Source organism: Synechococcus sp. Nb3U1 (genome assembly GCF_021533835.1).
In the GTDB taxonomy this organism is placed as follows: Bacteria; Cyanobacteriota; Cyanobacteriia; order Thermostichales; family Thermostichaceae; genus Thermostichus.
In genome coordinates this window covers 1,763,202-1,778,132 of sequence record NZ_JAKFYQ010000001.1, presented here as the reverse complement: position 1 = coordinate 1,778,132, position 14,931 = coordinate 1,763,202, and the positions used below count along the sequence as shown (strand labels likewise).

At 57.4% G+C, this 14,931-nt stretch carries 13 protein-coding genes; 10 read left to right on the top strand and 3 right to left on the bottom strand.

The window, feature by feature from the left end; genetic code table 11:
• Positions 1-92: 92 nt before the first annotated feature.
• The gene (locus L1047_RS08325) at positions 93-455 is read right to left on the bottom strand and encodes a nuclear transport factor 2 family protein (protein ID WP_235278408.1); all 363 of its coding nucleotides are present in this window, start codon (positions 453-455) and stop codon (positions 93-95) included.
• A gap of 477 nt (positions 456-932) precedes the next feature.
• On the opposite strand from L1047_RS08325, the gene tatC reads away from it, so the two are divergent.
• From tatC to L1047_RS08285, 8 genes are all read left to right on the top strand, one after another.
• Positions 933-1,619, top strand: a complete 687-nt coding sequence (gene tatC, locus L1047_RS08320) for a twin-arginine translocase subunit TatC (RefSeq protein ID WP_235278912.1) — start codon at positions 933-935, stop codon at positions 1,617-1,619.
• Positions 1,609-2,217 carry a nucleotidyltransferase family protein gene (locus L1047_RS08315; RefSeq protein ID WP_268836235.1) on the top strand — a complete coding sequence of 203 codons (609 nt, stop codon included), beginning with the start codon at positions 1,609-1,611 and terminating at the stop codon, positions 2,215-2,217. The genes tatC and L1047_RS08315 overlap by 11 nt, the downstream gene beginning before the upstream one ends.
• A 48-nt stretch (positions 2,218-2,265) precedes the next feature.
• Positions 2,266-3,645: an NAD(P)/FAD-dependent oxidoreductase gene (locus L1047_RS08310; protein WP_235278406.1), complete on the top strand. Its 1,380-nt coding sequence runs from the start codon at positions 2,266-2,268 to the stop codon at positions 3,643-3,645.
• Positions 3,646-3,764: 119 nt separating this feature from the next.
• Entirely contained in the window at positions 3,765-4,583 is an 819-nt protein-coding gene (locus tag L1047_RS08305) for an LmeA family phospholipid-binding protein (protein WP_235278405.1), read from the top strand.
• Between the two features lie 250 nt (positions 4,584-4,833).
• A complete protein-coding gene (locus tag L1047_RS08300; RefSeq protein ID WP_235278404.1) occupies positions 4,834-6,318 on the top strand; it encodes a hypothetical protein in 1,485 nt (494 codons plus the stop codon).
• A 96-nt stretch (positions 6,319-6,414) separates the two neighbouring features.
• Complete coding sequence (locus L1047_RS08295; RefSeq protein ID WP_235278403.1) at positions 6,415-7,326, top strand: methylenetetrahydrofolate reductase; 912 nt, start codon at positions 6,415-6,417, stop codon at positions 7,324-7,326.
• A 110-nt stretch (positions 7,327-7,436) separates the two neighbouring features.
• A complete protein-coding gene (locus L1047_RS08290) occupies positions 7,437-8,969 on the top strand; it encodes a leucyl aminopeptidase (RefSeq protein ID WP_235278402.1) in 1,533 nt (510 codons plus the stop codon).
• 101 nt (positions 8,970-9,070) lie between these two features.
• Positions 9,071-10,873 (top strand): serine/threonine protein kinase, encoded by a 1,803-nt coding sequence (locus L1047_RS08285; RefSeq protein WP_235278401.1) that lies wholly within the window; start codon positions 9,071-9,073, stop codon positions 10,871-10,873.
• On the opposite strand, the gene L1047_RS08280 is transcribed toward L1047_RS08285, so the two are convergent.
• Positions 10,870-11,637, bottom strand: a complete 768-nt coding sequence (locus L1047_RS08280; RefSeq protein WP_235278400.1) for a 5'-methylthioadenosine/adenosylhomocysteine nucleosidase — start codon at positions 11,635-11,637, stop codon at positions 10,870-10,872. The two genes, L1047_RS08285 and L1047_RS08280, sit on opposite strands and share 4 nt — an antisense overlap.
• Before the next feature lie 311 nt (positions 11,638-11,948).
• Here L1047_RS08280 and L1047_RS08275 point away from each other — a divergent pair, with 311 nt between their 5' ends.
• Both L1047_RS08275 and L1047_RS08270 read left to right on the top strand, forming a co-directional pair.
• Positions 11,949-12,422: a YbjN domain-containing protein gene (locus L1047_RS08275; protein ID WP_235278399.1), complete on the top strand. Its 474-nt coding sequence runs from the start codon at positions 11,949-11,951 to the stop codon at positions 12,420-12,422.
• 9 nt (positions 12,423-12,431) lie between these two features.
• Positions 12,432-13,181, top strand: coding sequence for a lipoyl protein ligase domain-containing protein (locus tag L1047_RS08270; protein ID WP_235278398.1), 750 nt, complete (start codon positions 12,432-12,434; stop codon positions 13,179-13,181).
• Between the two features lie 149 nt (positions 13,182-13,330).
• On the opposite strand, the gene L1047_RS08265 is transcribed toward L1047_RS08270, so the two are convergent.
• Positions 13,331-14,833 carry a bifunctional orotidine-5'-phosphate decarboxylase/orotate phosphoribosyltransferase gene (locus L1047_RS08265; protein WP_235278397.1) on the bottom strand — a complete coding sequence of 501 codons (1,503 nt, stop codon included), beginning with the start codon at positions 14,831-14,833 and terminating at the stop codon, positions 13,331-13,333.
• Positions 14,834-14,931 lie beyond the last annotated feature (98 nt).

Here is a 14,931-nt window from a genome sequence, read left to right as displayed (position 1 = left end):
GTCCTTTCCGAAACAAAAAAATTGACCCCAGGGATCCCTGAGGCCAGCCCAATCACCTATCCGTTAAAAACATGGTCAATCTCTAGAGCTACCTAGCTGCCGTAGTAGAACCGCTCGTGGACGATTTTGCCATCTCGCCACTTGGACACAGAAACCTGATGGTAGGTGCGTTTGCCCCATTCGGCATGGGTGTAGTCAGCAAACCACTCCGCAAAAATGGTGTCTTCTCCAAAGGCTACGTTTTTCAGCTCAAGGCTACGAAACTCGGTTACCTTCGAGAAAAAGTCCAGCTCGCGGGCACGATTGACCTCTTTACCCACTGTAGGAGGAGCTTCGTTCTCCTGCATCACCACATCGTCCGCGTAGTATTGCTCAAATACATCCATTGCCTTGCCCTGCAAGACTTTCTCGTGGATGTCCTGGAAGAGGGCTTTCAAATCTGCACTCATGGCCATGTCCTCAAAAGCAGTGTTAGGGAACACAAAAAAGCGGCTCAGACGGGATCCCTGATTCTGACAGGCAATATCCTGACTGGCCTCTTACAGTTTAGATCAAAATCGTACTAGTTAGTACATTTATTCAATCGGTTGGCGCCCCTTTCCAGCTGCGGGAGCCTGCCAGATTGGCTTTGGGGGGTTGGATCCCTGTTGGTGGGCATCGAATCCGAATCGCTTGCTTCTGGTTTGGTAGTGCTTCTGCCCTACGGGCGACCTGGAAGGTCAACGCTCTTGCGGCGCGGCAGCGCTTTCGCTCTTGCGGCGCGGCAGCGCTTTCGCTCTTGCGGCGCGGCAGCGCTAAGATATCGGAGAACATTTTGTCACTTCTTGGCCATGACCCTCGCCTCTGAGACGGAGTCCCTGGAGCAAGCCTCCAAAACAGCCGCCCCTGAGCCTACGCCAGAGACGGATCCTGAGTTTCCTTACGAGGTCGAGATGACCTTGATGGAACATCTAGACGAGCTGCGTAGCCGCTTGTTTGCCAGTGTGATCGCGGTGGTGGTGTGCATCATCGCCTGCTTTGTGGTGGTGAACCGCATCGTTGCCCTGCTAGAAGTGCCCGCCCAGGGGGTGACCTTCTTGCAACTGGCCCCCGGAGAGTATTTCTTCGTATCCATGAAGGTGGCGGCCTATTCCGGCTTGGTGTTGGCCACTCCATTTTTGCTGTATCAAATTGCCCGTTTCGTCCTGCCGGGACTGAGTGTTAAGGAGCGAAGACTGCTGGGGCCGGTGGTGTTTGGCTCAAGCATCCTGTTTGTGGTTGGGTTAGTCTTTGCCTACTACCTACTGATTCCAGCGGCCTTGAATTTCTTCATTCGGTACGGCGAAGGAGTTGTGGATCAAGCTTGGTCAATCGACCGCTATTTTGAGTTTGTGTTGCTGCTGCTGTTTAGCACAGGGTTGGCCTTCCAAGTGCCGATTTTGCAGGCTTTGCTGGGGGGGCTGGGCTTGGTTAGTGCGGAGCAAATGTTCAAAGGTTGGCGATATGTGGTTCTGGGTTCGGTGGTGGCGGGAGCCATTCTTACCCCCTCCACGGATCCCCTCACCCAGAGTCTTTTGGCGGGAGCAGTCACTTTTCTCTACTTGTTCGGCATCGTTCTGGTGAAGCTACTTGGTAAATGAACTCAATCTGCACGCTCTGATCCTGTCGGCTGGGTTCTCTACTCGCATGGGGGAGCCCAAGGCTCTGTTGCCCTGGAAAGAGGGCCAGACACTTCTGTCCTATCAAATTGCTCAATGGCGACAGGCGGGGTTTCAGCCGTGGGTAGTGCTGGGATCCCATAATTTGGCGGCTGCCGAACCCCATTTGCACGGGGCTGAGGTGTTGATTAACCCGGATCTCGAGGCGGGCAAAACCCATTCCATTCGCGTTGGGGTGGAAGGGATCCCAGCGGACTTTCGGGTGTTGGGGATTTCGGCGGTGGATCAACCTCGTCCGGCTTGGATTTACCACAGCTTGTTGGAGTACCATCTGCGCCATCGGGCCTGGGCTACAGTACCGGTGCATCGCGGGCGACGCGGCCATCCCACCCTGATCGATGCACGGTTGCGGGAGGAACTTTTACACCTCAAAGAAGAAACCTTGGGCTTGCGGCAGTTGTTGCAAGACTTGGACAAACGGGTACAAGAGGTGGAACTTTACACTGCGGATATCTTTCTGGACTACAATACCTCTGCCGATTGGGAGGCCGGTGCTACGGAACGGGATCCCGCCCATTGACCAAGCTATGATCTTCAGGCTTGCGAGGGTGCAGAACCCTGAGTGGAGATGATGAGAGAAAAGGTTGTCAAGCCGCTGCAGGTTTCTTCTAGGGGGGCGCTTTATCCTCCCAGTACCTATGATCCGGCCTGTCCAGTGGGCAGCTACTGGGACACCACCCTCACGGATCTGAGTTGGCGGGATCCCGCTCCTTTGCAACAGGAAGTGAGCTGTGATGTGGCCATTTTGGGGGGAGGATTAACGGGGTTATCAGCAGCTTTGCATCTGGCCCGCGATCACCAGATTCAGGCTCATGTTTTGGAGGCAGGAGCCTTGGGTTGGGGCGCCTCTGGGCGCAACGGCGGCTTTTGTAGCGTCGGGGCCAGCAATCTGCCTTATGCCTGGATGGTGAAACGGGTGGGCCAAGCGGAAACGGTGCGCTATTACCAGGATCAACGGCAAGCGGTAGAGGGGGTACTGGAGCTGGCAGAGGTGGAGGGTTTCTCGGTGGATCCCCAGGGGCAGGGCTGCTATGTGGTGGCCCATCGTCCGCGATACTGGCGGGAACTGGAAGCGGATCACCTTATCTACACCCAGGTGGCGGGGTATCCGGCCCAGCTGCTCACGGCGGAGGAACTGCGGGAACAAGGCTTCAACAGCCAGGAGAACTACGGGGCTCTGAACATTGGGGTTGGGTTTGGCCTCAACCCCCTCAAGCTCACCCAAGGGTTGGCCCAATCAGCTCGTCAACGGGGGGCTCAACTGTACAGTTGTAGTCCGTTAGTGGCCTGGGAAAAGATCGGATCCTGGCATCATTGGCAAACGCCGGGAGGAACAGTACGGGCCAGACAGGTGATCGTGGCCAGCAATGGCTACACTCCAGAAGCCTTGCACTCGAGTTTGAAGGGATCCCTGTTGCCGGTGCTCTCCAACATTCTGGTGACCCGCCCCCTGACTGAAGCGGAAAAAGAAGCCCAGGGATGGTGGGATCCCACCCCCCTCTACGACACGCGGCGATTGCTGTTTTACTACCGGCTGCTGCCGGACGGGCGTCTGCTATTTGGCGGTCGGGGGGGAACGCGGGATACCCCAGAAGAACGGCGGCACTTGCAAAGTTACATGAACCAGCAGATGCGCCGCTTGTTTCCCGCCTGGAAAGCGGTAGAAATTGAGCATTTCTGGAATGGGTTAGCCTGTCTTTCCCGCCAGATGCACCCCCACATCGGTCGCTCCGGTGCGGATCCCAGCCTGTGGGTTGGGTTGGCCTATCACGGGAGCGGCGTTGCCACGGCAGTGTGGGCGGGCAAGGTTCTGGCTCAGGATCTGGCAGGCCTACAACCCCAGATCAGTGCCCTGTTTCGGCGGCCCTTGCGCCCTTTTCCTTGGCCACAGCTGCGCCTGCAGTATCTGCGGCTGGGTTACCTTTGGGCGCAATGGACGGAGGGATAGCAAGGTATGCGGGGGATCCCACTGTTGCCAGGCAAGTGCTTAGCGTACCCTAGGGAACAGATTCAGATCGCCAATATCAGCAAGTCAGGTTGCTTTTCCTTATATCCTGAGGTGCTAAAGTGCTGCATTCCTCCTCCCACTTGCCACTGCAGTTCCCACCCTCTTCTTGTCGGCTGCGGTTTGCCCTGCTGATTAGCCTATCCACGATGTTTTTGACCTGGCCTGGATTTGCTCAAATTGCCGGATCCCTGCTCAACCCTTTGGTGGCGGCTTGGATTCGCTCCGAGGTGCAGAGTGTGGATAATCTGCAAGTGCAGATCACCGGTTCTGACTCGCAAATTTTGAATGGGCAGATCCCCCAAGCCCAGGTGGCGGGGAATAACCTCAGCTATCAGGGATTTCAAGTGAGCCAATTGCAACTTCGCGGCCAGGACATTCGCCTCAATGTGAACGAAGCTGTACAAGGACGTAGCCCCTTGCGGCTTTTGGCTCCCGTACCTGTACAGGTGAGTTTGCGCCTCACCGAGGATGACCTGAACCGCACCCTGCAAGCGCCCTTGATCCAGTCTCAACTGGCAGAAGCTCAAGTTCAGTTGCCTTTTGGGGAGCAGTCGGTACCCTTTTTGATCAACCAGCCCAAAGTCACTTTGGAACAAGGACGAGTGCGCATCCAGGCTAATCTAATCACCCCAGAAGGGACAGCAGTCCCAGTCGCAGTGCTAACCGGGTTGCAGGCCCAGAACCAAAACCAGCTGCTGTTGGTGAACCCGGTATGGGTAAGTGAGGGTCAGGAGATCCCAGTGCCGGGTTTGGCAAATTTCCCAATTCAGTTAGATGCGGGCGTGCGCATCGATCGCTTGGAATTGCAGGCCGGCCAAATTCTCTACGAAGGGATGTTGACCATTTACCCGGAAGCGGTAGCGGTGCCGCAAGGATAGGTCGGGATCCCCTCGGTCAGGCTCACCAGCGAGGCAGAGAATGGCAGGGATGTGATCGAGATCAATTCCAAACTGCGCTAGGCAAGGCATAAAAGGGCTGATAAGGAGGAGGATCAGGATCCCTCTGGTTAGAGGGAGGAAGTTTTGCGGGCCAATGGGGCCTGAGTGGTGATGTGACTGAGGTGACTGAGGTGAAATGATGCAGGGAGCCCTAAGCCAGCGATCCAAGTTCAACCCCTCGAGCCGATGGGTGCTGCCGCTACTCCTTTCGGTCAGGCTCCTGAGCGGCTGTTCGGACGATCCGGTTTCTACGGTTCCTTTGGATGGCACCGCTGTGGGCACCCGCACGGCAACCCCCGAGGGCCAAACCTTTTCCGATATTCAACCGGGTCAGGATCCCCGTCTGAAGCACCTCTGGGCCAGTTTTGTCCTCACGCCTGAACAATTGCAGACAGCCCGTTCAGCCCCGGTTTCCCTAACCCCACAGGCCATCCTCCCCTGCACCGACTGCGACAGCCTTCACTGGCAACCGGGCTCCCCGACCCCAATGCCCCCTTCCCGTGCCCTCGGCACCTACCGTCCGAACCAGCTCACGTTCTCTCTCCAGATTCAGCCCAACGCGACTTCCACCCGCCTCAGCGGGACTTTGCAGCTGGATACCATGACCTCCCTGATTCATCCTGGCGAAGGAGTGCGCCTAACGGTACAGCGGGCCTTCCTGGGCGAAACAGCGCTAGAGCCTCTGCCCCCACCTCAAGACTTCAGCTCCAGCCAGATCACCCGGGGCCAACTCCAAGAACGCACCTGGACACTGCCTTTTGTCCTGCCGGATTCTACCTCCACGGTTCCAGTACCGCCGCTGCAGCTGGATCTGCTGCTCACTTCCCCGATTCCACCGGATTCCGCGCCTTTCCAACGGGGCAAACCCCTGCCACCACCGCTGGGCAAGCTGTACCACGCCACCACATGGCCGGGATCCCCGACTCGGGATCAGCTCTACGCCTATCGGCAAGCCATCGGTCAGACCCCTGCCTGGGTGGAAGTGGAGCACCTCTGGGATCCGCGTCAGGACTTTCCACAGCAGCTGGCCAATCGTATTCGGGAAAGTGGCTCGGTGCCGTACCTACGCTTGCGGCTGGATCCAGCCCAGTCCTCCTCTATAGCAGCCGGGGAACAGGATGAGACCCTGCGTTCCTGGGCCCAGGGGATCGAACGCTTTGCTACCCCGGTCATGTTGGCAGTAGCCGTTGAGGATGGGGATCCGCAGATACAACAACGGGCCTACCAACACCTGATGCAAACCTTGCGCTCAGACAGCAACTTGCTCTGGGTTTTGGAACTGGATGGGGAGAAGGCTGAAGCGGTGTCTACCTGGGCCAAGTTTAGGGAGATGGACTGGTTGAGGATGCAACTGTCGGGGGATCCCTCTGGGTTTGAGGAGGTCTATCGCCGCCTAACCGCCTTGAACTCCCAGGTACCTGTGCTGGTCGGGGGACTGGATCCCAGCGCAGAAGAATCGGAAGCCTGGCTGGAGGGGCTAGAAACCCAGCAGTGGCCACAGGTGATCGGCTGGAGCTGGTCTTTGAACTCAGAAGGGATCCCATCCCAAGCGGCACAAGACTGGCGCCAGCATCTGCAACAGCCTGACCCTCAGGTTTGGCTGGGAGAAGTTCGCGTGCAGCCCTCTCAGCCCTCTCCTTCTTCTCCAAGTCCTACCGCATCGCCCACCCCCTGAGGTAAGGATCCCACAAGGAGCCAACACCCTTGGCTGGAAAAACCCCTAGGAAAAGTCGATAATGGGCCAGCCTGTTTTACTTTGTTCTTCCAAATTGTGACCCTACCCAGATCACTGTCCTCTTCCCGGTTTGGCCAGGCGATTCAGCAGGGGGACTTTTTGCTCACTGCAGAGATCACCCCACCCAAGGGATCCGACACCAGCGCGATGCTAGCACTGGCCCAACAGCTGAAGGGTCGGGTTCATGCCATCAACCTGACAGACTCCAATCGAGCCATGGCCCGCATGAGCCCATTGGCGGCTTCTGTGCTGTTGCATCAAGCGGGGATAGAGCCGATTTTTCAGCTGGCCTGTCGGGATCGCAACCGTCTGGCTCTCCAGGGAGACTTGCTGGGGGGGGCAGCTCTCGGCCTTCGCAATGTGCTGGCTTTAACCGGGGATCCGATCAAAGTGGGGGATTGTGCCGATGCCCGCGCCGTCTTTGACCTGGAATCGGTACGGTTGTTGCAGCTCATTCAACGGCTGAACAATGGACTGGACTGCAATGGCAAACCCCTGCCGGATGGGGGTACCCATTGGTTGGCGGGGGCGGCTGTAGAGCCTCAATGTGGTAGCTTTTCCGGGTTGGAACGGCGTTTTAACCGCAAGCTGGAGAATGGGGCGGAATTTTTCCAAAGCCAGATGGTAACCGATTTTGAGCAACTGGAGCGGTTCATGGACAAGCTGGGCCGTCCCGGGGGTAAGCCGATTCTGGCGGGGATCTTTCTGCTCAAATCGGCCAAAAATGCCCAATTCATCAACCGCAACCTGCCGGGGGTCCAGATCCCAGAAGCAATCATCCAACGCCTTGCTGAAGCCGACCATCCGCTGGAGGAGGGGATCCGCATCGCTGCCGAGCAGGTGAAGCAAGCCCGGCAGATTTGTCAGGGGGTACATTTGATGGCAGTCAAAGCTGAGCATTTGATCCCCCGCATTTTGGATGAGGCCGGGATCCCAGCCTTGAGCTAACCCCAAAAGCCTAGCCGCACGACAGCAAACAAGCGGTTAACCTGCGCAACGAGCCGGTGGAATTGGATAGACTGAGAATCTTGTCTTGACAGCTTGGCCAAAGGGTTCTCATGCAGCTCCATCTCAGCAATCCACCACTCACCCAAGGGGAATGTGCCCTGGTTTACTGCTTTGCCCCCTCGGAGGGGAATAGTAGCTTCTCTCTGCCCGGTGAAATCGCCCCCTGGGACGAAAAGGTGTGGTCGGGGCTGGTGGCCGAGGTGGTGCGGGAGCAGGGGTTTCAGGGGAAGCCCAATAGCAGCGTCGCGCTGCACCTGACGGGAGAACTCCGCAAGTTGGTGTTGGTGGGGTTGGGGGATCCCGCCGCCCTCACCTTGGAAGCCCTGAGACGAGCTACCGCCCATGGATTGCGCCAGGCCCATAGCCTTAAAGCTAAGCAGGTGATGCTGTCTTTGCCGGAAACCGGTTTGGATCGGGTGCGGGTGGTGCAGGCGGTAGCTGAAGCCGCTTTGTTGGTGGCGCACCAGGATAACCGTTTCAAATCCCAGGCCAAAACGGAAGGAGAAACCGGCTTTTCAGTACAGGAGGTGACGCTGCTGGTGCCGGGGTTAGAACAATCTCGCCCCGATTACGAAGCTGCTCTGCACCGGGCTACAGAACTGGCGGCGGGCACCATCTTGGCGCGGGAACTGGTGGCTGCCCCCGCCAACATTGTGACTCCTCTCACCTTGGCTGATACTGCGCGTCAGCTTGCCCAGGAGTACGGCCTAGAGGCGGAGATTTTGGGCCAAGAGGAATGTGAGGCCCTGGGTATGGGAGCCTTCTTGGGGGTGGCCAAAGCCTCGGATCTGCCGCCGCAGTTTATCCACCTCACCTACAAACCCGAGCAAGGGGATCCCGTCACCAAGTTGGCGTTGGTGGGTAAAGGCCTCACCTTCGACTCTGGCGGTTTGAACATTAAAACCGACTCCCGCAGCATCGCCATGATGAAGACCGATATGGGGGGATCCGCGGCGGTCTTGGGAGCAGCCCGTACCTTGGCAGCCCTGAAGCCTCAGGCGGAACTACACTTCATTGTCGCTGCCACCGAAAACATGATCAGCGGCCATGGCATGCACCCAGGGGATATCCTCACCGCCTCCAACCAAAAAACCATCGAGATCAACAACACCGACGCGGAAGGGCGCCTCACCTTGGCGGATGCGCTGGTGTTTGCCGAAAAGTTGGGTGTGGATGCCATTCTCGACTTGGCAACCCTGACCGGCGCTTGTGTGATCGCCCTTGGGGAAGAAATTGCCGGATTGTTCACCCAGGATGAGACGCTGGCCCAGGAGCTGCAGCAGGCGGCCAACCTCTCGGGGGAGAAAATTTGGCGGATGCCGATGGAGGAGAGTTACTTCGAGGGCCTCAGCTCCATTGTGGCGGATATGAAAAATACCGGCCCCCGTCCGGGCGGCTCGATCACCGCTTCTTTGTTCCTGAAGCAGTTTGTGGAGAAAACCCCCTGGGCACATTTGGATGTGGCCGGCCCCGTCTGGACAGAGCGGGATTCTGGCTACAACAACAAGGGGGCGACCGGCTACGGGGTACGAACCTTGGTGGAGTGGGTTCTGGCACGGCAGGCCGCGGGGGTGCAATCCTAATGCAGCCAGGATCCCCGTAGGGATTGGGCGAACCCTAAAATTGTTCTTCTCACGGTTCGTCGTCAGCCTACCCTAGTAGAGATCAGGCTTGGGTACAGCGAATGAACCACTCTGACCTAATGCAACAGGCACGACAGGGGGATCTGACCGCCCTGACCCAGCTGCTGCAACGCACTTTGGGTTCGAAAGGGATCCAACCTCACCTGAGTCGGAGCGCCTCCACCCTGCACATCTGGTTGCAAGCGGAGCAGGGTATCGCGGCAACAGCGGTGATCCCTTCCCTGAAAGCGGGCTTTCTGCGCCTAGGGATCCCGGGCCTTGACAGGTTAGAGATCTCAGCTGGTCAGGGGGTGGAACCCGAATGGCAGCAGGTGTGTGTGTTGCAAGGATCTGAAGGGAGTGGGGATCCGGATCCCCCAGTGAACCTATTGCAGTTGGGGGCTCTCCTAGCTGGAAGGTATCGGCTGTTGCGGGAACTGGCCCAAAACGACCGCCGTCGGACTTGGCTGGCCGAGCCGTTGCGGGAAGGTGCTCAATCTCTGGCTCACCCTCGAACGGTGGTGCTAAAACTGTTGCCCTTCGAGCGGGGCTTGCAATGGGCGGATTTTAAGTTGTTCCAGCGGGAGGTGCGGGTCTTGCAGCACCTGGATCATCCCTTGGTTCCTAAGTATTGTGACTCTTTTGAGTTCACCACCCCCGACCACACCACCTGGTTTGGATTGGCGCAAACCTATGTGCCGGGGCAGTCGCTAAAAAAGTTGTTGGAGGTAGGGCATCGCTTTACAGAAGCTGAAGTCAGGCGAATCGCGGCGGATGTATTGTCAGTTTTGGTCTATCTACACCAACTCAGCCCTCCTCTGTTGCATCGGGATATTAAACCCAGCAACCTGATTGCCGATGCGCAGGGCCGCACCCATGTGGTGGATTTTGGTTCGGTACAAGATCACACCCCCACACCTGGCCAGAGCTTCACAGTGGTGGGATCCTACGGCTATGCCCCGGTGGAGCAGTTCGGCGGACGGGCCGTGCCCGCTTCCGACTTGTACGCGCTGGGGGCGACTTTAATCCATCTGCTGACGGGCACACCGCCTGCCGATTTGCCGCAGCAGCAGCTGAAAATCCAATTTGCCGGACGGATTAGCATTGCCCCGGCCTTGGCCCGTTGGATCGACCGTTTGATCGAACCGGCTCCGGAAAATCGCTATCGAACCGCTTTGTCCGCACTGCAGGCTTTGCAAAGTTTACAACCCGATGAGCCACCCCCAGAACCCAAGCTCTCTGGCTCAGATCGCTCAGACGGGATCCCCCCTATCCCTCAGGATCTCACCCAGCTCACGGCAGGTCACCTCCTGGCCCATCTGCGGCAGATTCAGTACTACCACCAGCGCAGCTTCTCTGGCCAACTCCTCTCTTGCGTGAGCCCCATTCCGCAGCGGATCCCGAAACCCTATGGTTGCCGGATACGCCTAGATTCGGCTCCGGGAGAGTTGCGAATTGGGCTGCCCCGTCGGGGCTTGTACTGGGGGGATCTGTTTCCGGTGGGGCTTTGGGCGGTCTTTGCAGCGGTCATTTTATCTCTGGGATCCTGGCCCTTTGCCCTGATCTTGTGGGGGATGGCCGTTTGGGGATCCCAGGTGGCTTTGGGTTGTACCCGGCTCACCCTGCGCCGGGATTACGTTCAGATGGAACGGCGGTTTTTGGGCATTTATCTGCGCCGACGAGAACCTACCGCCGCCATTTTGGGAGCGTTCCATGAACAGGGGCAGCGGGTGCCTTGGGCGGTGAACAGCCACTGGGTAACCCTGCAGGTAGGCATTAAAAGTTACCGCTTGGGGGGGCATCCCCTCAGTTGGGTGGAATGCCGCTGGTTGGCCCAGGAAATTCAAGATTGGCTCAAGGGCTAGGGCAGGTTTTGCAGCACGGTGTGTACCACTGCCGCCGAATTGAGGGCTGCGGTCTGAAAAAAGCTCAAGAAATCCGTGTCATCCCCAGCATCGCTGACGGAGCGCACCAACAAACAAGGGATCCCGGCCTCTTGGGCCACCCGCACCACTGCCGCCCCTTCCATTTCCACCACCAAAGCGCCTGTGCGTTTCTGGATCTCTTGCCGCAACCCCGCATGGGCGACAAACACATCCCCAGTGGCCACCAAGCCCTGATGAATGACGGGATCCCGGCCCTGCAGCGGCTGAAGAGGAATCTTCTCGGGGTGGGCCAGGATCAGATCGTAGAGGGTGCTATCCGCTTGGGCCAAGGGATGCCGCAACTCGGGAATAAAATCGATGCCCAAGACAAAGCCCTCTTCTCGCCCCGTGCCGAAATCGTGCTCGATCGCCGCATGGGCTAGCACCACATCCCCCATTTGCAGATGATCCGCCAAAGCTCCCGCCACCCCAGTGAAAATGATGCCTCGCAACGGGAAATGGGCCACCAACAGAGCTGCTGTGGTTGCCGCCCGTACCTTGCCCACACCCCCCTGCACCACCACCACCGACTGCCCAGCCAGGGATCCCTGATGGAATTGCCGCCCCAAATAAGTTTGGGTGGAGACGGTTTCCATGGCTTCGGTGAACATGGCCACCTCTTCCGGCAGGGCTCCGAGAATGCCCAGGGTAGACGAGTCGGCACTTTTCTCTAGGGGATCCAGTAGCAAGGATTGGGAGGGCATAAGATGCTTAGATCATTTCCTTCGATCTGTACCGCACAGGTACCACAGGTGCCCAGACCGTGGCAATTGACGATGTGAGCGGGCGGATTGTAGAGCGGGATCCCTTCCTGGAGCAGCACCTGGTGCACCCACAGGAAAGGGTACGCTCCTGAACTTGAATCTGCGGCATCGGCGAACCTCTGAGGCTGAAAACACCGAACTGGGAACAGCTCTACTCTGGCTTGAGAATGGCCCCAACACGGGTGATCGGACGGGTCGGATCCCCAAGCGGTATAGTTGAGGTGGTTGGATAGGGAGTAGGGAACAAGACCATGGTCTACAGTGAGCCGCTCATGAGCACCTTTGACCGTTCTCCAGATGCCTTTCTGGAATCGCAAGAACCGATCCATTATGCCGAGATCGTCTCGGCGGTGGTCTCCAGCCTCAAGGAAGATGCTGCCTACGAAAACCATGAGCAGGGGCACACCTGGAAGTTCACCTACGGCACAGTGGAAGTTTTTGTCCATTTGAGCGGTGAATCGGTTGAAGATACCCTTTCGGTGTGGTCACCAGTCTTAACCCTACCGGTGGCAGAGCCGGCCAAACTGATGCAGAAACTGCTGGAAAAAAACTGGAGCGACACCCTAGAAGCCCGTTTTTGCATTTGGAACGATCAAGTGGTGCTCAACCACTACCGCACCCTGGAGGGCATCACCGCTGGCGAGATTTCTCGTGCCATCACCATCGTGGCCAGTTTGGCGGATGAGTACGATGAGCCCCTACAAACGGAGTTTCCGAAGGCTTAAGCCCCGAGGTTGTTGACAAGCATGGGATCCCAGGGGTACTGGCTGCCCTATCGGGTGGCCTCTGGTGCGTGGCAGATGCAGCAGGATCGCCAGCTTCTGGATGGGATGCGTCGGGATCCCCGCTTGGTGTTGCGTTTTTATGGCTGGGATCAACTGACCCTATCCCTCGGTCGCCATCAAGTTTGGCCCGATAGTCTGATGGGGGTTTCTTCAGGGATCCCGACCGTGCGGCGACCGACAGGGGGGCGGGCGGTACTGCACCAGGCTGCCGCCGATCAAGCCGAGCTGACCTACAGCTTGGGGATCCCTTTGCTATATTTACGGGAGACCCTGCCCAACTTGAAGCGAGCCTGTGTATACGATTACTGCTGCCGTTTTTTAGTGCAGGGGTTGGCGGAACTGGGCATTGCAGTGGATGCCCCCAGCCCGGATGAATGTGGTATCCAAGAACGTCTCTATCCCAACAAGATCAGTTGTTTTGCGGCACGTACCCGGGCTGACCTGAGCTGGCGGGGCCAAAAACTCATCGGCAGTGCCCAACTGTGGCAACCCTGGGGGATCCTACAACAGGGATCCATTTTGCTAAGGCCCAACCGGGCATTGTGGGAGCGCCATCTCTCCGGTTCGACAGTGGTGGGCATTCACGACATTTGCCCCCAGTCGCCGGGGATCCCTGGTTTAATCGAGCATTTCTTGCGGGTGGCAGGGCAGTGTTTTTCGGTAGATTGGCAAAGGCAGGAAAATTGCCCAAAAAACTAGCCCTATTTTAGGCTTGCAAGTTTGGTTCTCCTGACTCTATGGTGACAACACTAGGTGTCCCAAATGTCAACGCCTTACGGAGTAAGGATCTCAGGGCACAGAAGGCTCCTGCTCCACCACGTTTCCGGGAGAGCCGCAAGTTTTCAAGTTTATAGGAGGTTAAACTGAACCTCATCAATGCGACCGGCTCGGAAAAGAGTGTTCTTAATTTCAGAAAGGGTGAGCACAGCATGACCCCGATAGCCCTGTTCTTGCAGTCGTTCCCGTACCCCCTGTTCGTGATCGATAAACACCACAATATCTTCTACCTTGAGTCCTGCCGAGCGTAATTTCTCCGCGCCCTCCACGGCGCTGCGGCCCGTAATCAAAATGTCATCCACAACAACGACCGTCTCTCCGGGCTGGTAGGATCCCTCAATTTGGCGGCGGGTGCCGTGGGCTTTGACCTCTTTGCGGGGATAGATCATCGGCTTGTTCATGCGCAGCGACAGACCTGTAGCTGTAGGTAATGACCCATAAGGGATCCCAGCAATGCGATCAAAAGAAAGAGTTTCTAAAATCTCTGCGTAGGCGCTGAGAATGTGATGGAAGATCTGGGGTCTGGAAATAATGGTGCGCAGGTCAATGTAGTAGGGCAAGATTTGGCCGGAGGCTTGCACATAATCTCCAAATAAAATGCAGCCCAGATCATACAACTCCAGGATTAAATCGGTATGAGGATCCGGTTGTAACAAACAGACGTCTGGTGTCCACAGGTCACACACAGACTCGGCATTTTGTCGCCCCACCTGAGAACGAGCTTTTTCTACCGTTTCTCGTAAGTGGGTCACGGATTCTTTCAGATCCTGGCGGGATAGCCAATCTTGCGGCACGGGTAGCAATACTCCTTCTCCATGCTCATCCACCCCTGCCCCCAAACAAGCCTGCCAATCCACCCCTTCTCCCCAAAGGCTGCGGGCCAAAATCAACCGTTCAGGGGCAATGGCCCGGATGCGCCGCATCACCCAGGGATCCGGGGATCCCACCTCCAAGGCCACCTGCTCTGGGGTACCCCAACTGCGACATTGCCGCACCAAGTTCAGGTACAGCGGATCCACCACCTCAGTTCCCCCTTGCCGCATGGCTGCGGCATCAGCGGGATAATCTTGAATGGCACTGGCCCCAGGATTGCTGGTGTGACAGAGCAAAAAAACCGCCTTGTGGGGGTAGAGCAAAAAGGGAGCAACCAAATCCTGTCCGGCGTAAGGGTTTAAGGTGAGAGCATCCACCTGCCAAACCTCAAACGCTTGCTGAGCCAAGGCGGTGGCACTATTCAAATCGCCATACTTAGCATCGAGAATAACCGGGATCCCTTTTGGCACGCGACGAAATACCCACTCCAACAATTCCAAGCCGCGGGTGCCCAGAGCCCAATAAAATCCCAGCGTCGGTTTGTAGGCACACACCTGATTTTGGGTTTGCTCGATCACCCACTCCAGCCAGTCCGATAAATCCGCCATCACCTGGGGAGTAACCGATTGACTTCCAGTCTGCCGACGTTCTGGTGCGGAGGCAAAGGCGGAGGGCAACAGCTCTGGATTGGGATCCAGCCCCAGCCATAGACAACTTTGGTTCTGCTGGCTCATGGCCGCCAACTTATCGCGGAAATTCACCCCATCCCCTCTCTAGCCCTTCTGCGGGTTTTCTACAACAATGCTCGTGTTCCTGACGGATTATAGGCCAATGCTCATGGGAATCCTCCGATGCGAGG